General features: G+C 70.3%; 14 protein-coding genes. 6 read left to right on the top strand and 8 right to left on the bottom strand.

The annotated features are described in order from the left end of the window. The first annotated feature begins 142 nt into the window (after positions 1–142). From AB0I04_RS06630 to AB0I04_RS06620, 3 genes are read left to right on the top strand one after another with little or no spacing between them, the layout of a single operon-like run. Positions 143–1498, top strand: a complete 1356-nt coding sequence (locus AB0I04_RS06630) for a hypothetical protein (RefSeq protein WP_360880138.1) — start codon at positions 143–145, stop codon at positions 1496–1498. Then, the gene (gene pssD / locus AB0I04_RS06625) at positions 1495–1944 is read left to right on the top strand and encodes a PssD/Cps14F family polysaccharide biosynthesis glycosyltransferase (protein ID WP_360880135.1); all 450 of its coding nucleotides are present in this window, start codon (positions 1495–1497) and stop codon (positions 1942–1944) included. The genes AB0I04_RS06630 and pssD overlap by 4 nt, the downstream gene beginning before the upstream one ends. After that, positions 1941–2501 carry a glycosyltransferase gene (locus AB0I04_RS06620; protein ID WP_360880131.1) on the top strand — a complete coding sequence of 187 codons (561 nt, stop codon included), beginning with the start codon at positions 1941–1943 and terminating at the stop codon, positions 2499–2501. The genes pssD and AB0I04_RS06620 overlap by 4 nt, the downstream gene beginning before the upstream one ends. Positions 2502–2540: 39 nt before the next feature. On the opposite strand, the gene AB0I04_RS06615 is transcribed toward AB0I04_RS06620, so the two are convergent. The 5 genes from AB0I04_RS06615 to AB0I04_RS06595 form a co-directional block, all read right to left on the bottom strand. Beyond that, positions 2541–3632, bottom strand: a complete 1092-nt coding sequence (locus AB0I04_RS06615) for a hypothetical protein (RefSeq protein ID WP_360880128.1) — start codon at positions 3630–3632, stop codon at positions 2541–2543. A gap of 113 nt (positions 3633–3745) precedes the next feature. Beyond that, on the bottom strand, positions 3746–5800 hold the full coding sequence (locus AB0I04_RS06610) for a fibrinogen-like YCDxxxxGGGW domain-containing protein (RefSeq protein ID WP_360880125.1): 2055 nt from the start codon (positions 5798–5800) through the stop codon (positions 3746–3748). A gap of 216 nt (positions 5801–6016) precedes the next feature. Beyond that, positions 6017–6916 carry a sulfotransferase domain-containing protein gene (locus AB0I04_RS06605; protein WP_360880122.1) on the bottom strand — a complete coding sequence of 300 codons (900 nt, stop codon included), beginning with the start codon at positions 6914–6916 and terminating at the stop codon, positions 6017–6019. Position 6917: 1 nt separating this feature from the next. Further along, on the bottom strand, positions 6918–8519 hold the full coding sequence (locus AB0I04_RS06600) for a polysaccharide biosynthesis C-terminal domain-containing protein (RefSeq protein ID WP_360880119.1): 1602 nt from the start codon (positions 8517–8519) through the stop codon (positions 6918–6920). A gap of 90 nt (positions 8520–8609) precedes the next feature. Beyond that, positions 8610–10046 (bottom strand): O-antigen ligase family protein, encoded by a 1437-nt coding sequence (locus AB0I04_RS06595; protein WP_360880116.1) that lies wholly within the window; start codon positions 10044–10046, stop codon positions 8610–8612. 178 nt (positions 10047–10224) lie between these two features. Between AB0I04_RS06595 and AB0I04_RS06590 the strand changes: the two genes are divergently transcribed. Both AB0I04_RS06590 and AB0I04_RS06585 read left to right on the top strand, forming a co-directional pair. Continuing rightward, a complete protein-coding gene (locus tag AB0I04_RS06590) occupies positions 10225–11298 on the top strand; it encodes a hypothetical protein (protein WP_360880113.1) in 1074 nt (357 codons plus the stop codon). Between the two features lie 238 nt (positions 11299–11536). Further along, positions 11537–13456: a Wzz/FepE/Etk N-terminal domain-containing protein gene (locus tag AB0I04_RS06585; RefSeq protein ID WP_360880110.1), complete on the top strand. Its 1920-nt coding sequence runs from the start codon at positions 11537–11539 to the stop codon at positions 13454–13456. A gap of 170 nt (positions 13457–13626) precedes the next feature. Here the strand turns inward: AB0I04_RS06585 and AB0I04_RS06580 are convergent, their stop codons facing one another. After that, complete coding sequence (locus AB0I04_RS06580; protein WP_360880107.1) at positions 13627–14523, bottom strand: glycosyltransferase family A protein; 897 nt, start codon at positions 14521–14523, stop codon at positions 13627–13629. Between the two features lie 62 nt (positions 14524–14585). On the opposite strand from AB0I04_RS06580, the gene AB0I04_RS06575 reads away from it, so the two are divergent. Continuing rightward, positions 14586–15050 (top strand): PPOX class F420-dependent oxidoreductase, encoded by a 465-nt coding sequence (locus AB0I04_RS06575; RefSeq protein ID WP_360880104.1) that lies wholly within the window; start codon positions 14586–14588, stop codon positions 15048–15050. Between the two features lie 144 nt (positions 15051–15194). On the opposite strand, the gene cysN is transcribed toward AB0I04_RS06575, so the two are convergent. Beyond that, the gene (gene cysN / locus AB0I04_RS06570; RefSeq protein WP_360880101.1) at positions 15195–16463 is read right to left on the bottom strand and encodes a sulfate adenylyltransferase subunit CysN; all 1269 of its coding nucleotides are present in this window, start codon (positions 16461–16463) and stop codon (positions 15195–15197) included. After that, positions 16464–17393, bottom strand: coding sequence for a sulfate adenylyltransferase subunit CysD (gene cysD / locus AB0I04_RS06565; RefSeq protein ID WP_360880098.1), 930 nt, complete (start codon positions 17391–17393; stop codon positions 16464–16466). Positions 17394–17406: the final 13 nt, after the last annotated feature.

The raw sequence follows: 17406 nt of genomic DNA, 5'->3' as shown, positions 1-17406 counted from the left end.
GCCGTTCCGTGACCGAGGGTACTGCCGTTCCGGAATTGCGGTGATGAGGCCGCTGATGAAACTACGATTACGGTAAAGTGCCGGGAAAGTTGAAGTAGGCCACTGGGCACTTCCGGGTTGATCAAGCGCATCAGGGGAAGCTGTGCTCCGCGCACTTGTCGAACGGCTGTGGCTGCCCGAGCCGGAGTCCTCCGGGTGGCCGGTCCGTGTCACGTCGGGTGACGTCCCGGTCGGCCACCGCGTGGTCGAGCGGTACGCCGTGGTCCCCTCTCCGGAGCGGCCGCGGTTCCTCGTGCCGCTCGATGGCCGCGCCGTCGCGGCCGGGAGCCTCACTCACTACAACGGTCTGCGCTGGGCCCGCCTCCGCGTTCCGCGGACCGTCCTGGGCACCGGCTTCCGTACGGGGCTCGGACCGCTCCTGCTGCGGCACCGGCTGCTCGTGTGCGTGCCGGAGGAGCTTCCCTCCGACGAGCTGGGCGACTACCTCCTGAGCGCGCACCTCCAGCGGGTGCTCGGCGTGCCGCGGCTCGCGCTGGGCGTGGGCGTCCGGCCGCCCGACCCCAACCTGAAGCCGACCCTTCAGCTCTTCGGCGCCGACGGCGCGCCCGTCGGCTACGCCAAGGTCGGCTGGAACCCCGCCACCCGGGAGATGACGCGGCGCGAGGCGGCCGCCATCGCCGCCGTCACCGAGACGCCCGGCCACGTCCGGGTGCCGCGGCTGCTGCATCACGGTTCCTGGCGCGACTACGACCTCACCGTCACGGCGCCGCTGCCGCTCCGGATCCGCCGCTACCGGGCGGAGGACGGGCCGCCTCCCGTGCCGTACGACGGTGTCTCGCCCGACCAACCAACCCCGACCGACCTCCCGGTCCCTCCCGACCAACCAACCCCGACCGACCTCCCGGTCCCTCCCGACCAACCAACCCCGACCAACCTCCCGGTCCCTCCCAGCCAACCAACCCCGACCGGCCTCCCAGGCCCCTTCGCGGCCCGTACGACGAAGCTGGCCGACGCGGGATTCTGGCGGGCGCTGCGGGCGGAGGCGGCCGTGCTGGCGGCCGACGCCGAGGAGCCACGGCTCGCGGCGCTGATCGGCGCCCACTGCGACGAGCTCGAACGCGAGCACGGCGGCACTCCCCTGCTCGTCGCCCGCTGGCACGGCGACTGGGTGCCGTGGAACATGGGCCGCCACGCCGGGGACCTCTACGTCTTCGACTGGGAGCACAGCGCCGAGGAGGCCCCGGTCGGCTTCGACCTCCTGCACTGGAGGTTCCAGGTCGCGTTGGTGCTGCGCGGCCGGCCGCTGGCCGAGGCGGTCGCCGCCGTACGGACCGCCGCCGCCGACGAGCTCGCCACGGTCCCTCCCGACCATCGCCGGCTGCTCGCACGGCTCTATCTGCTGGAGATGTTCATGCGGACGTACCACCTCAAGCGGCTGGGCGGCGGCTGGAACCCCGCTCTCCACCCCGCCATGCTCGAGGTCCTGGAGGAGCGGTGAGAGTCCTCCTGGTGTGCTCGACCGGCGGACACCTGACCCAGCTGTACCGCCTCAGTCCCTGGTGGTCCGAGCATGAGCGGATGTGGGTGACGTTCGAGAAGGCCGACGCCTGTTCCCTCCTCGCCGACGAGCAGGTCACCTGGGCCTACCATCCGACGACCCGGAACATCCCCAACCTGCTGCGGAACCTGTGGCTCGCCGTCCGGTTGCTCCCGCGCTACAAGCCCGACGTGATCGTAAGCTCCGGGGCGGGCGTCGCCGTGCCGTTCTTCGTCCTGGGCCGTCTCCTGCGCCGGCGCACCGTCTACCTCGAGGTGTACGACCGCATCGACTCGGGTACGCTCACCGGCCGCCTCTGCTATCCGATCGCCGACCTGTTCCTCCTGCAGTGGGAGGAGCAGCGGGCGCGCTATCCGAAGGGGACCGTCGTGGGGCAGTTGCTGTGAACGGGGCGGACAAGCCGCTGGTGTTCGTGACGGTGGGCACCGACCATCACCGGTTCGACCGGTTGATGGGCTGGATGGAGCAGTGGCTCGCCGCGAACGGTCACGCCCGCTGCGTCGTGCAGCACGGCCCGGCCGATCCCCCGGTGGGCGCGGAGTGCCACGCGTTCCTGCCGCACGCCGACATGCAGGCGCTGTTCCGGGAGGCGGCCGTCGTCGTCTGCCAGGGCGGCCCCGGCTCGATCACGGAGAGCCGGCAGGCGGGCAGCCTGCCGATCGTGGTGCCGCGGATCGCGCGGCTGGACGAGGTCGTCGACGACCACCAGGTGCGGTTCTCCCGGCACGTCGCGGCGTTCGGCAAGGTCGCCCTCGCCGAGACCGCCGAGGAGCTGCACGCCCACCTGGACCGCGCTCTCGCCGAACCCGGGGCGTACGCCGTGTCCGACGCGGCCGACGAGACCGCGCCCGCCGTCGCGCGGTTCGGCCGTCTGGTGGACGAGCTCGTCGCCGCACCCCGGGGCCGGCGTCACCGGCGCTACCGGCCCGCCGAATCCCGCTAGCCGAGCTGAGGTCTCGGTGAGCCGCGGGCCACCGAGCCGCTACTGAGCGGACGTGTTGAGGTACGGGTCGCGGCCGGTCTCGGCGTAGGAGTTCAGCATGCCCGGGCCGTTGTCGACCTTCAGGTTGCAGCCGGGTCCCGCGTCGAAGCGGACCAGGCCGGCGATGTTGGGGTACTTCCGCTTCAGCACGCCGGGGATCTCGCGGTACCACTGAAGCGAACGCTTCGGATCGGCCGGGTCGAACTGGGTGCCGTACTCGGGCAGGATGAACGGCTTCTTGCCGAGCCCGTTCTTCTCGAAGAACCGGTACGTCTGCCCGATCTTCTCGTCGAACGTCCGCCACTGCCCGCCGTGGCACTTGTAGAAGTTGTACGGGTCCCAGCCCACCCAGTCGGCGTACGCGTCGCCCGGGTAGGAGTGGAGGATCCGCTGGGGGTTGTCCCCGCTGAGCGCCCCGGTCACGACCCAGACCCAGACGACGTTCGTGACACCGGCCTTGGCGAAGACCTCGTGGACGTGCCGGGCCGCGGCGACGTACTCCGCCTCGTTGCCCTTGAGCTCGCCCTTGGTCATGTGCCGGTCCATCTCCGGGTCGAAGGACATGAAGACCTTCCGCCCGTACGCCTTCACCCGCTTGGCGACGGGCTGGATGACGGACCGGTCATAGGTGCCCGCGGCGATGTCGCGCCACTTGTAGCTCTGCTGCTTCCCGTAGAGCTTGCTCTCCCAGGCGAAGAACAGCAGCCGGGAGCGGCCGAGCTCTTGTTCGGAGTCGTCAGGGAAGACGCCCGGTCCCGGCTTGTTCGAGAAGTCGTGGAAGCGCAGGACGATGTCGAAACGCCGGCCGGCCTTCCCCTCGATGTCGGTGACGGCCGAGGTGAGCGACGCGCCCTGGACCGAGTAGATGCCCCAGTACGCCCCGCACTTCGGCATCAGCTTGGCGTCGGCTCCACAGGATCCGCCGTTGACCCCGGCCCTGCCCTCCGCGAGGGTGAGGGCTCCCCGGTGTGACTTCGATCCGCCCTTGTCGTTGCCGCTCGCGGAGCCGCAGGCGGACAGGACGGCGCCCGCCCCGATCAGCGCCACCGCCGACAGCGCGACGCCTCGCCCACGTCCTCTGGCGATACTCATACGTCCAAGACCTCCCGTTCCGGCCGTCCCCCTAAGCGTGATCAGGGAATCACCCGGCGGGTGATTCCCTGATCACGACGCGGAAGCGACCGAGCCCGGCCCGAATGGTCGGGTCAGGGGCAGAATCGGCCGAATCCGCCGAGCCACTGGTAGGCGGAGCCGGTCCAGGAGCCGCTCTTCAGGTCGCCTCCGGCCCACATGCACCCATTGTTGTCCTTCACGAGCGCCCAGACGCCGTTTCCGGCCCGCGACGCGAAGATGGGGTTCCAGTTGGGCAGGTACTTGCCGGTCTGGGCGTTCCAGGCACCGACCATGTTGAGGCGGTGCACGTTGGAGTAGCCGCCGACCTTCGGGTCCGGGTACGTCCAGCCGTCGGTGTAGTCGAAGTCGAAGCCGTGCGACCCGGCGTACAGGACCCCGTTGATCTCGACGGACGACTGGAAGTCACCGCCCGAGCGGGCGAGGTTCCCGCCGATCTTGTTGTTGAAGTCCCGGTCGTAGACCTGCAGGTCGTGCTCTGACCCGCCCATCCAGACGCGGTCCCCGACCTCGAGGATCGTGTTGCGGTAGGGCTTGGTCGGGTCGGAGATGCTGGGGATCCACTTCGTGTCGCCGAGCCCGGAGATGTGGCCGCCGGGCGCCGCCGTGCTGACGATCGCGAAGTCGTTGATCGCGACGTCCTTCTGCTTGCCCATGTGCTTCATGCGGCCGCCGAAGTAGACGCGGTCGCCCTTCGAGCTGGCGTCGAGGGAGTACACGCCCGCGTCGAAGAACGGGTTCCAGGTGGTGTCCGGGGTGCCGTCCGTCACCTTGACGCGTGCCGCGCCGCCGACCCAGAACGGCGACTTGGCGATGGTCGTGCCGCCCTTGATGTGGTCGAACGTGCCACCGATGTAGAGCCAGCCGTCCTGGATGTCCATGGCGCGGCCACGCGCGGTGCCGCCGCCGCGGATCAGGCTGGCCTTCCACGTGGACACGGGGGCGCCGGTCTTGAGGTCGAGGGCGGCGACGCCGCCGGTGTTGGCGACGCCGTTCACGCTGGTGAAGTCGCCGGAGACGAACAGCTTGTCGCCGGCCCCCTTGATCGCCCAGACCATGCCGTTGAGCTTGGGCCGGAAGTCGGACTTCCACTCGCCGGTGCTGGTGTCGAAGGCCGCGAGGTAGGACTGTTCGACCTTCTGGCCGGCGGCCGGGCTGGCGCCCTTCTGGACGTACTGGAACTTGCCGCCGACGTAGAGCGTGCTGCCGACGACGCCGAGGGCGTGCACCTCGATGTTCTCTTCACCGGTGCCGCCGCCGACGACGCCCGTGACGCCCCAGGAGCTGGACGAGGTCTTGCCGCTGAGCAGCTTCGGCGTGGCCGGGGCCGGCCCGCCGGTCGCGGCCGTGATCTTCGGCCGGATGAAGACCTGGGTGAAGGGGATGGCCTGGCCCTTGGAAGAGGCCCGGTACAGGTAGCTGCTCGCGCTGGTCGACCCGCCGTCGAGGCTGCCGTACGCGAAGCCCTTCTTCCACGCGTTGTTCGTGTCCTTGACGGTGGACAGGTAGTTGTACGGGCGCAGCGAGCTGGTACTGCCGGTCTCGTCGGTGTATCCGCCGCTGTAGTCCGTGCCGTCGAAGAAGGCGGACTCCAGCGGCAGCCCGCCGTCGAAGGTCCAGGACCAGTCCGCCAGGTTCTTGTACTTCAGCAGGAGGTCCTGCCAGGAGGTGCCGGTGGTGTTCTTCGCGCGGTGTAGCCGGACCTCGTCGATCGGGCCGCCGTTGAACAGCCCGTTGATGGTGTCGCCGGGGACGGCGGCGGGCGCGAAGGCGGCGGTGCCGGTGGGGGTGTTGCGCACGTTCGACGCGCTGCTCTGCCCGGCGTAGTGGAAGTTCCAGCTCTCCCGACCACGGCCGACGAGGACCCAGCCTCCGCCGTCGGTGGTCATGTCGCAGTAGAACTGCTGGGCGCTGGTCATCCGAGGTGTCTTCAGCCAGTACAGGCCGGTGGCGCTCTTCGGGTAGTCCTGCTTGATCGCCCAGCAGGACAGCGCGGCGGCGCTGGAGGACTTGCCGTCCGGCGCGCCCGCGCTGGCGAACTCGGGGACGAATACGACGCCGGCGGCCGCTACCAGCGCGGCCGCGCCGACGGCCAGGGACGCCTTGCGCGGTGGCAGACGAAATGCCATGGACTCTCCCGCGGTGTATGTGCGGCGAGCAGGGGGGCTCGGGGGATAAGTAATTCTGCAGCACAGAGTGAGCTGGCGCAGGAACGTCGCAAAATTAGTGCAAGACGCACGCGCTGTCAACGAGTGTAACCATTCCGCTATTACCGGTAATTAGCCGAAGAAATTTTGTCGGGCCGGTAAACCGGAAGCGGCGGACGTACGTCGTCTCGGCCCGCGTCACGCGGGCCAGGAATACTCCTCGCCGAGGAGATCATAGAGCGCCCGGTTGTGCGGGCGGTAGAACTCCGTGAGCTCTTCCTTGGTGTCCGGATTCATGGGAGGCGCCGGCAGGTGGTTGTGCCGTTCGGCGATCTTCAGCGGATGTGCAGGAAGTCCGAGGAATTCGGTCACCCGGTCGACGGCCGCCTGCTCGTTCCCGTAGAGATCCTCCGCCGGCATGATGAGGAACTGCTCGCGGGGAAAGACCGAGAACCAGTTCTCCAGCTGCGGCCGGTAGATCCCGCGGTCACGGTAGGTGTAGAAGTCGTGCGCCCGGCTGTAGTACATCGGGTCGGCGGCCATCTTCTCGCGCTCGCCGCGCAGCCGCTCCGGCTCGGCGGCCAGGGCCTCCTCGAAGCTCAGGTCCTCGACGCCGTCGCCGACCCGCTCCCAGTAGTGCGAGTAGGCGCGCTTCACCGGGTCGCGCAACGTCACGATGATCTTCACGTCCGGAGTGCGGGCGTGCACCCGCTCGGGGACGGGTGGGTAGTACATGTAGTACGGGCAGGCCTCCCCGGTGATGGGGCGGGTGCCCAGGTGTTCCTCGATCCGGTCGAGCTCCCGCTCGGTGGCGAAGTGCGAGCGGTACCAGGCGTCGCCCTTGCCGTAGTTGACGTAGTAGTAGCCGGGGCTCTTCACCCCGCGCGAGGCCGGATACATCGGCATGACCAGCGGGTGCTGGATGAGGTAGTTCCACAGTGACGTGGTGCCGCCGCGCTTGGTGCCGATGATGAGGAAGTCCGGCAGGTGGCGCTGGTCGGCGGTCCGCACGGCGTACGCTCGCGTCATCGCGTTGGCCGTGTCCTTCATCCAGCGTGGCGAGCGATCCTTGGCCCGCGCGACGAACCCCGTCGGCACGTCAGCCCTCCTCGTTCTCGTCGGCCCGTCCGCCGCGTCCGCGCGACCGTAGGGCCCCGACCATCACATCGGCGTGCAGCACGTGCCGCAGCCGCCACAGCACGGCCCCGTACCCGCAGCCGGCCAGGACGACGTACGCCGCGAACACGGGCAGGCCGGTCCCGAAGAGCACCCGCAGTGCGACGCCGAGGCCGCCGAACCAGACCAGCGCCCAGGCCCCGACGGGGGCGAGCGTCCTCGTACGGAGCCGCAGGCCCATGAGGTAGCGCACCTGCACGACGGCCAACCCGTTGTCCACGAGCATCGACAGGCCCCACGCGACGGCGGCACCGACGATTCCGAACGGCGGCACCAGCAGCAGGTGGAGCACCACCATCACGACCACGACGACGGCCTTGTCGAGGAGGTTCCACGAGCTCTTACCGCCCATGAGCAGGACGGTCTGCACGTTGCCCGTCGCGAGCACCAGCGCCATCGCGCAGGCGAGGATCGCCATCGCCGCGGCGCCGCCGCGGAAGTCCTGGCCGAAAAGCGTGAGCACGAAGGGCCCGAAGACCGCCAGGGCGAGGTAGAGCGGCCAGGAGGCGGCGACGACCCAGCCGGTGGCGACCGCGTTGAGGTCCTCGGCCTGCCGGGTCTCCCCCCGGGCGAGCAGACCGGCGATCTGCGGCGCCACGGCGAGCCGCGTGGCCGCCAGCACGAGGGTCCCCGTGGTGATGAACCGGCCGGCGGTGGCGTAGATGCCGGCGTCGTGGCTGGACACCATCGCGCTGACCAGCGGCACGCCGAGCCACACGACGACGATCTCGAGCATGGCCGCGACGCCGCGCAGGCCCGAGAAGGCCCAGAACTCCCGTACGGCCGAGGGATCCTCGGGGCCCGGCGGAGCGGGCTCCGCCGAGGCGGCCGGCGGCTCCGCCTCGGCCCGCCGGACCAGCCGCCAGAGGATCACCACCGCCGCCACGAAGGTCAGCCCGATCGGCAGGGACCAGGCGACCATGACCGCGCCCGCGCCGTAGCCGAGGGCGGCGACGGCGATGACCAGCACCGGCCGGCTGAGCGGCGTGATGACGTTCGCCTGAACGGTGAACGCGGTGAGGTCGCCCAGGCCGCGGGTGCCCGACAGTGCGACGTTGCGGGCGGCCGACACGGACAGGACGGGCCCGCAGACCCGCAGCAGGAACACGGCGTCGTCGTGGTGCGCGGCGTCGACGAGGAGCCCGGCCAGCCAGGGCGCGAGCGCGAAAACCGCCAGCCCGGTGACGGCACCCACGGCCAGGACGGGCACGAGCGCGGCGACGACCACCCGGCGCAGGTCGCCGGGCCGGCCGAGCGCGCGCAGCCGCGCGGTGCTGCGCACCAGGCCGGTATCGGCGCCCAGTTCGGTGACCTCAGTGAGGATCATGAAGAGGGCGACCACCGTGAAGAACACACCGGTCTGCGCGGGACCGAGCGCCCGGGCGACGACGACGGTCAGGAGGAAGCCGCCGAGGGCCGCGACACCCGAGCCGACCAGCCCGATGATCCCGCCGCGCGCGAACTCGCGGAAGTGCGAGCGCCGGGCACCGTCGGCGTGCTCGGCCGCCTCGGCCTGCGCGGTCACTCGTCGTCCTCCCAGCCCCGGCTCCGCCCCTCTACCTGCGCGGTCACTCGTCCTCCGCCCTGCCCCGGCTCCGCCCCTCTACCTGCGCGGTCACTCGTCCTCCTCCTCGCCCTGGCTCCAGGTCGGCCCCGGCGTGTACCGGATCCAGCCGGACAGGTCACGGGACTCCGGCCGGCCCGGCGCGGGCCCGGACCGGGCGAGGCCGGTCGCGGGCGACCGGCCGGGTGCGGGATCCGGGCCGGCCGCCCTCTCCCGGAGCACGAGCGCCGCGGCGACGAAGATGACCACGAGCTGGGAGCCGTCCAGCCCGTAATAAAAGATCATGAATGCGGCCATGACGGTGACGACGTGCAGCCAGATCAGCGCGCCCGGCGCGGCCCGCGTGCGCAGTGGCAGCGACCACAGCCAGGCGCAGAACAGGATCAGCGCCACGAAGCCGAACGAGAACATGATGTTCCAGACCTGGCCCTGCGTGCCGACCGAGATGTTGAGGGTGAGGGAGGGACGCGGCGCGCCGTACCCGATGAACGGCGACTGCAGAGTGCGCTCGAACGCCTCCCGGTAGATCGTCGTCCGCCCGGCGTTCGTCGAGCTGTACTGGGTGCGGCTGCCGACGCTCTGCCCCACCCCGAGGGCGGAGGCCGTCGCCAGGCCGATCCCCAGCAGGACCAGCACCGCCGCCAGCCACTTCACCTGGCCGCGGAAGCCGAACCGGACGGCCGCGTACACGACGCCGACGCCGACCGCGAGGAACATGCCGCGGTTCAGGGTGCTGAAGGCGGGCACCAGCGAGGCGATCAGCAGGACCGTGACGGCGTTGCGGCGCCACTGGACCGCCGCCGTCCGCATGTAGAGGATCGCGAACGGCACCAGCAGCGCGAAGTGGCTGCCCCAGGTGTTGGTGTATGCGAAGGGGGCACTCGGCCGGTTGTACGCCTTCGGCGCTCCCCATGGCCGCTGGACCTCGGCGAACTTCGGGTGGACCAGCTGGCTCACATAGTCGTTGCCCACGATCGACCCGGGCAGCAGGCTCTGCATGGGCGTGCTGATCGAGCCGTTCGGCAGCACGACGCCGAGGTAGCCGCCGGCCACGACCCAGATCCAGAACAGGACCATGAGGCCGACGAGCCGGGTGAGCGGCAGCGTGCGGCGCGCGGAGTTGTAGACGTAGAGGAAGAAGAGTGTGGCCGCCGCGTAATTCATGTACCGGAAGACGAATCCGATCATGCGTCCGGCAGTGTCGAGCTGGGTGGCCGAGAACGTCATCCAGAGGAGGAAGAGCAGCCACAGCCCGAAGCTCGGGGGCACGCGGATGCCGCGCCGCAGCAGGAGGATGCCGAGCATCGGCAGGGCGGCCAGGCTGGCGGCGAAGCCGCCGAGGCCCAGGACCCACAGCACCGGGTAGCCGGCGAAGAAGACGAGGAGCGGCCAGGTGGGCAGATCCTGCCCCCACGAGGGGTTCTCGGGCGAGGAGGGCGTGTCGGAGCCGTGCCGGGACACCGGCCTCAGGGTGCTGAAGGCGACCACGAGAGGATCAGACCCGCCGGCCGGGAGACGCCCCGGCGACGTGCGTGATCAGCGGAACCGCCCCTTCGTATCCGTTCGACACCGACAGCTCCCTAGACTCGCAGGCGGCAGGAGTTTACCGGGGGCAGCCCCGAGCCTTACCTTCTCAGAGACTTAGTGGGGAGATCCGGGGATCAGCATGCCCATGCGCCTTTATCGCGTGCCTTCTGCGGTCCTGGCCGCGCTCTGCGCCTTCTGGCCGACCGCCGCCACCGCCCGGGTCGGGGCGACACCGGGGCCCATCGACGCCCAGGTCGTCGAGACCGTGACCGACCCGCGCATCACCCAGGCGAGCGGGCTGGCGACGAGCGAGAACGGCCGCGTCCTGTACTCCCACGAGGACTCGGGCCGCACCACGGACGTGTTCGGGCTCGGCGCCAAGGGCAAGGTGCAGTTCACGGTCCACCTGCCCACCGGTTCCAACCAGGACTGGGAGGACATGAACGCGGTCCGGCTCCGCAACGGCAAGCGGTTCATCTTCATGGGCGACATCGGGGACGCGCTGCTCAGCCGGCAGAAGGACCACAAGTCCGACCGACGCGACTACCAGGTGTACAGGTTCGCCGAGCCGTCGCCGGACTCGACCGGTCAGGTCACGGCGACCGGCCTGGAGACCTACCGCCTGCGGTACGCCGACGGCGTCACCGGGCGCAACGCCGAGACGCTGCTGGTCCAGCCGGGCACCGGCCACGTGTTCGTGGTGAACAAGACCGAGAACGCCCAGCAGCGCGCCGCGCTGTGGGCCGCGCCGGCGAGCCTGAACCCGCAGGGCGTCAACCTCCTGCGCGCCGTCGTCCCGAACGTCCCGATCACCGGGGCGTCGGGCGGCGCCTTCTCCCCCACCGGCGACCGTGTGGTCATCCGCAACGACGACACCGCGTACGTCTGGTGGATCAACGGCGGCGACCTCGCGAAGTCTCTGGCCGAGGACCCGGTGGAGATCTTGCTGCCGCGGCAGAAGCAGGGCGAGGGCGTGACCTTCACGCCCGACGGCCACGCGTTGCTGGTCAACTCCGAGGGTGCGGGGCAGCCGATCTGGCGCGTGCCGCTGCCCGGTTCGGCCGATTCCGCGCGCCCCACCACTCCGGCCGGGCAGGGCGCCGACACCACCGGCGGCGGGCAGAACGTCACGATGATCGCGTTGGTCATCGGTGGGGTGGCGGCGCTCATCGGATTCGGACTCATCGTCTTCCACGTACGCCGGCGTTCTTAGTACCGCGAGAACTGACACGCCTCGGAACGAGGCGATTACACCACGTACCTATACAAAACAGATTTCGATCAGCGAGACCGCGCCGCGAATTGCCCCAGATCGACGATCGCCGACGTCGATTACCTGAACAATCATTCCGGACACGGAACGAGCACTTACGAGCAGAGGTTTCCGTGATGTTCGGCAAGGTATCTTATGGCGGTCTCATAGACCTTCGGCGAAGGGGTCACGCAGCCAGATGGACGCCACGGCCACGGGGGGCTCACGCGAGCTCGCTGAGTATCTCGCAATGCTCAAACGCCGCTGGTGGGTCGTTGCCGCGGCCGCCGCGCTCGGCGTCGCGCTGGCGGCGATGCTCGTCGTCGTCATGCCCAAGACCTACTCCGCCTACACGGTCGTCAACGTCACCCCCACCACGCTGGACAGCGGCAGCCAGTCCGGTCGCCAGCAGGACATCAACCTGCAGACCGAAGCGCAGCGCGTGCGGTCCTACTCCGTGGCCGAGCGGGTGGCCAGGAGTCTCGGCACGAAGGCCACCCCGGGCGAGTTGAGCGCGTCGGTGTCGGTGAACGTCCCGAACAACTCCACGGTCCTGTACATCACGGTCGAGGCGGCGACCGCGGACGGCGCCCGCAGCCGCGCGCACGCGTTCGCGCAGGCCTACCTGGACGACCGGCGCGACAGCGCCACCAACATCCTCATGAGCCAGATGTCCGCGCTGGAACGGCAGATCAACTCCCTTTCCAAGCAGCTTCGGACGATGGCCGACAAGGTCCAGAAGAACCTGGTCGTCGCCCAGATGCAGGTCCTGAACAACAAGGCGTCCGACCTTCGCGTGCAGGCTGCCAACGTCAGCCCGGGCCAGATCATCACCGACGCCCGGCTGCCGTCAGCCCCCTCGGACCCCACTCTGATGAAGTACCTGCCCAGCGGCCTGGTGGGCGGCCTGCTGCTGGGCGTGGTCCTGGCCATCCTGCTGGACCGCACGGACAAGCGGGTACGTACGGCGCAGGACATCGAGCGGATCCTCGACCTGCCGGTCCTCGTCGACGTCCCGGCCAAGCGCGGCCGCGAGGGGCTCGGGTTGCTGCCGGCGCGCAGCCGGACCGGCCAGAGCTTCCACGAGCTGTCCCACGTCCTCACCGCCACGCTCGGCCACGGCAACCACGTGCTCCTGGTCACCGGGGCGGCCCCGGGCCGCGGCGGCAGTATCGTCGCCGCCAACCTCGCCGCCGCGCTCGCGCGCACCGGCTCCGATGTGCTGCTGATCTGCGCGGACCTGAACTCCTCGGTGGCCGGCGAGCTCCTCGGTCTCCCGGAGGGCCCGGGGCTGTCGGAGGTGCTGCTCGGCTGGGCCGAGGCCCGCGAGGTGATCCGCAAGAACCACGGCGCACCGACCCTCAGCGCCATCACGATCGGCGCGAACGGCGAACTGGCCGCCGAGCTGCTGCAGCGGGACCAGATGTCCAAGCTGATCGGGTCGCTGCGTGAGAAGTACCGGTTCACGGTCATCGAGGCCCCGTCCACCGAGCTGGGCGCCGACGCCCAGGCGCTCGCGGACCTCGCCGACGCCGCGCTCATGGTGGTCGAGATCCCCCTCGCGCGCTACGCCCAGGTCCGCGACGGCGTGCGCCGCATCGACCGGATGGGCGCCGCGGTGATGGGCGCGGTCGTCCTCCCCGCCCAGGACGACAAGATGCCGACCGCGCCGCCGCGGCCATCGCTGCCGGCGCGGACCGCGCCGCCGTTGCGCGAGCGGCCGTCCGCTCCACCGGCGGCGCCGAGCAAGTACCAGGCCATCGAGGAGCCGCCGACGGTCATGGACATGGTGGCCGTGTCCGACGAGGACGGCCCGCCGCGGAGGGGCCGGCGCCACCGCCCCGAGCCGCTCCCGCCCGCGTCCACCGAGGACTCCGTCCGGACCAACGAGACCGCGCTTCCGACCGGCCAGGACCTGTCCGCAGCGTCGGGCCGGTCCGCGGGACGCTCCGGCGCCCGGTCGCGGTCCGCCGAGACGGCCCGGCCGGCGGAGACCGCCCGGCGCACCGACGGCGGCCACCGCGCCGAAGCCCCCCGGCCCGCCGACTCGACGCGCCAGGCGCCGGCCGACAACAGCGCGGACGAGACCGCGGCGCACCCCAAGGTCACCTGGACCTGATCGCCCGTACCCCTGCCGGGTGACGCGGGCGCAGGCGCCGTACGATGCGCCGCCGGCTCGGCCGGCGGTCGCGACACACCTGGGTACGGCGACACGCCCCACAGGGAGCGGACGGGTCCCGGTCTCGGGGCCGTGCGGGTACGCGGGCGGCGATCCCGTGCGGCGGTCGGTCAGATGCCCCGGCCGCGGGCGTGCAGGGTCAGCAGGACGCGCTTGCCCGAGACCACGCCGGAGGCGACGGCGAGCGCGAACGGCACCCGGCGCTCCTTCCAGTTGGCGCGCACCGCCCGTCCGGCCCAGCGGACCGCCTCCCGGCGCCGGCCGATAGTGGCACAGCCGAACGCGATCTGCCCGTACACGCGCCCGGCGGCGGCCGGGGAGCGGCCGATCTCGGGATACCGGTCGAGGAACCACCGCAGGGCCTCGACCTTCGTCTCCCACGCCTGCGCGTAATACGAGGTCTGGCCGAACAGCACGCGGACGTAGGGACGGTCGACGTTGACGATCGGATGCCGCCGGGCGGCCCGCAACGCGAGGTCCCAGTCCTCGCCCTGGCCGCCGGGGATCGTCTCGTCGACCATGCCGATGTCGATCAGCGCCTCGCGCCGCGCCACGTACGTCGAGGAGTGCACGCTCATCACCCGGTCGCCGACGAGGTCGTCGAAGCGGACGTGATCGGTGCCGGCGAGCCGGGGCATCTCCCGGCCGTCGAAGTCGACCAGGATGCCGCAGCTGCAGAGCACCGCGTCGGGCTCGGCCTGAAGGGCGGCGACCTGGGCCGCGAGCTTGCCGGGCAGCCACACGTCATCGTCGTCGCAGGAGGCCACGAGGTCGGTGTCGAGCGCGAGGACGCCGGTGTTGCGGCTGCCGGGGAGCCCGGGCGTACGGGCGTTGGCGAGCACCTCGACCCGGTCCCCCGCCAGGCTCCGGTCGGGCGTCGCCCGGTCGTACACGACGACGACGCGAACCGGTCCGCCGTACTCCTGGGCGAGCACCGACTCCACCGCGCGGCGCAGCAACTCGGGACGGTTGTGAGTGGGGATCACCACTCCGACGGAGGGCAGCACCCGGAAAGGGTACAGATCTAATCTGTCGCGCAGTAACCGTTCCACCTGGAAAGGCGATTTCTGTGGCTCCGAGAATCGCGACCGCCGAGCGTGTCGGCCGGGACGCCCTGCTGGACTTCCTGCGCCCGCGCCATCACGGGCTGCTGGCGACCGTACGGTCGAGCGGCCGTCCCCAGATGTCCCCCGTCACCTGCGGCGTCGACGGCGAGGGACGCATCGTGATCTCCACCTATCCCGAGCGGGTCAAGGCGCGGAACCTGCGTCGGGACGAGCGGGTGTCGATCTGTGTGCTGTCCGACGACTGGGACGGCCCGTACGTCCAGGTCGACGGGCGTGCCGAGGTGCTGGACATGCCCGAGGCACTGGAGGGGCTCGTCGAGTACTACCGCTGCATCGCCGGTGAGCACCCCGACTGGGAGGAGTACCGGGAGGCGATGCGGCGGCAGGACAAGTCGCTCATCCGCATCCACATCGAGGAGTGGGGACCGATCGCGACCGGCGGATTCCCGCCAGGTCACAACGCCTGAGGCGAGCTGATCGCCGACGGCGGATTCCCGGTCGGCTCGCCCAAGAGCGTACGGGCCCGGCTCCCCGAGGAGCCGGGCCCGCTGCGTGCTGGGCCCTGTCTCGAAGTCCCCGTCCGTAGGACAGCGGGACTTCGAGACAGGCCCCTAGCGGTTCTCCATGATCATGCCGGCGGCGACCGTGGCGTTGGTGGCCTCGTCGATGAGGATGAACCCGCCGGTGGCGCGGTTGCGGGCGTAGTCGTCGGCGAACAACGGCTGGGTGACGCGCAGGCTGATCCGGCCGATCTCGTTCAGCACCAGCCGCTCGGCGTCCTCGTGGCGGTGCAGCGTGTTGACGTCGAGCCGGTAGTGCAGATCCTTGACCATCACCTTGGCCGTACGGGTGGTGTGCTTGATGATCAGCTTGCCGCGCGGCACGAGCGGTCGCTCGTCGGACATCCAGCAGACCATCGCGTCGACGTCCTGGGTGACCTGCGGCCGGTTGTGCGGCCGGCAGATCATGTCGCCCCGGGAGATGTCGATGTCGTCCTCCAGCAGGAGCGTCACCGACATCGGCGGGAACGCCTCGTCGACCGGCCCGTCGGCGGTGTCGATGCGCTTGATCCGCGTGGTCAGCCCGGACGGCAGGTGCATGACCTCGTCGCCCGGCTTGAGCACGCCGCCCGAGACCTGGCCCGCGTAGCCGCGGTAGTCGTGCAGCTCCGGATCGGTGGACTTGTGCGGGCGGATGACGTACTGCACGGGGAACCGCACGTCGATGAGGTTGCGGTCGGAGGCGATGTGGACGTTCTCCAGGTGATGCAGCAGCGACGGACCGTCGTACCACTGCATGTTCGCCGACCGCTCCACGACGTTGTCGCCGTGCAGAGCCGAGATCGGGATGAACGTCAGGTCACTGACGGACAGCTTGGCCGCGAACGACGTGAACTCGTCCTTGATCCGCTCGAACGTCGCCTGGTCGTAGTCGACAAGGTCCATCTTGTTGACCGCCAGCACGAGGTGCGGCACCCGCAGCAGTGTGGTCAGGAACGCGTGCCGGCGCGACTGTTCGAGGATGCCCTTGCGCGCGTCGATCAGGACGATCGCCAGGTCGGCGGTCGAGGCGCCCGTCACCATGTTCCGGGTGTACTGGATGTGCCCGGGGGTGTCGGCGATGATGAACTTCCGCCGGGGCGTGGCGAAGTAGCGGTAGGCGACGTCGATCGTGATGCCCTGCTCGCGCTCCGCGCGCAGGCCGTCGGTCAGCAGGGCGAGGTTGGTGTAGTCCTCGCCCCGGTCCCGGCTGGTGCGCTCGACGGCCTCGAGCTGGTCCTCGAAGATCGACTTGGAGTCGAAGAGCAGGCGTCCGATGAGGGTGGACTTACCGTCGTCGACCGAGCCGGCGGTGGCCAGCCGCAGAATGTCCATGCTCATTTAGAAGTAGCCCTCCCGCTTGCGGTCCTCCATGGCGGCCTCGCTGGTGCGGTCGTCGGCGCGGGTCTGGCCGCGCTCGGTGATCCGCGTGGCCGCGATCTCGGTCATGACCTCGCCCAGGGTGCCCGCCGTCGACTCGACGGCGCCCGTGCAGCTCATGTCGCCGACCGTGCGGTAGCGGACCATCGCCTCGTAGGGCGGCTCGTCGTCGCCCCGGTTGGAGTACGGGCTGTCGGCGAGCAGCATGCCGTCGCGTTCGAAGACCGTGCGAGTGTGCGCGAAATAGATGGAGGGGATCTCCAGGCCCTCTGTCTGGACGTAGTCCCAGATGTCCAGCTCGGTCCAGTTCGACAGCGGGAACACCCGGACGTGCTCGCCCTGGCGGATCCGGGTGTTGTAAAGGTTCCACAGCTCGGGCCGCTGGTTCTTGGGGTCCCACTGGCCGAAGTCGTCGCGGAAGGAGACGACGCGCTCCTTGGCGCGGGCCTTCTCCTCGTCGCGGCGGGCGCCGCCGAAGGCCGCGTCGAAGCGGTGCTCTTCGATGGCGTCGAGCAGCGTGGTGGTCTGCAGACGGTTCCGGCTGGCCCGCCGGCCGGTCTCCTCGACGACGCGCCCCTTGTCGATGGACTCCTGGACGGAGGCGATCACCAGGCGGACGCCGAGCTCGGCGACGCGGCGGTCCCGGTACTCGATGACCTCCGGGAAGTTGTGTCCCGTGTCGACGTGCATGATCGGGAAGGGGACCGGCGCCGGCCAGAATGCCTTCTCGGCGAGGCGCAGCATGACGATGCTGTCCTTGCCGCCGGAGAAGAGCAGGACGGGCCGTTCGAACTCGGCCGCGACCTCCCGGATGATGTGGATCGATTCGGACTCCAGGACGCCCAGCTGGGACGTCCGGTAGTCACGGGTGTCAGCGGTTGTGCGCTGCATGTGGAGCCGCTCC

The sequence above is a fragment of the Actinoallomurus sp. NPDC050550 genome (genome assembly GCF_040655075.1).
Classification (GTDB): Bacteria; Actinomycetota; Actinomycetes; order Streptosporangiales; family Streptosporangiaceae; genus Actinoallomurus.
Note: the sequence above shows the minus strand (reverse complement) of the source record. Positions and strands in the feature narration are given on the sequence as shown.

What these genes read in the sequence shown, in the direction of transcription:
- AB0I04_RS06615 (WP_360880128.1), bottom strand. Translation starts at nt 3,632, where the DNA reads ATGAGTATCGCCAGAGGACGTGGGCGAGGCGTCGCGCTGTCGGCGGTG.
- AB0I04_RS06610 (WP_360880125.1), bottom strand. Translation starts at nt 5,800, where the DNA reads ATGGCATTTCGTCTGCCACCGCGCAAGGCGTCCCTGGCCGTCGGCGCG.
- AB0I04_RS06590 (WP_360880113.1), top strand. Translation starts at nt 10,225, where the DNA reads ATGCCCATGCGCCTTTATCGCGTGCCTTCTGCGGTCCTGGCCGCGCTC.
- AB0I04_RS06585 (WP_360880110.1), top strand. Translation starts at nt 11,537, where the DNA reads ATGGACGCCACGGCCACGGGGGGCTCACGCGAGCTCGCTGAGTATCTC.
- cysN (WP_360880101.1), bottom strand. Translation starts at nt 16,463, where the DNA reads ATGAGCATGGACATTCTGCGGCTGGCCACCGCCGGCTCGGTCGACGAC.
- cysD (WP_360880098.1), bottom strand. Translation starts at nt 17,393, where the DNA reads ATGCAGCGCACAACCGCTGACACCCGTGACTACCGGACGTCCCAGCTG.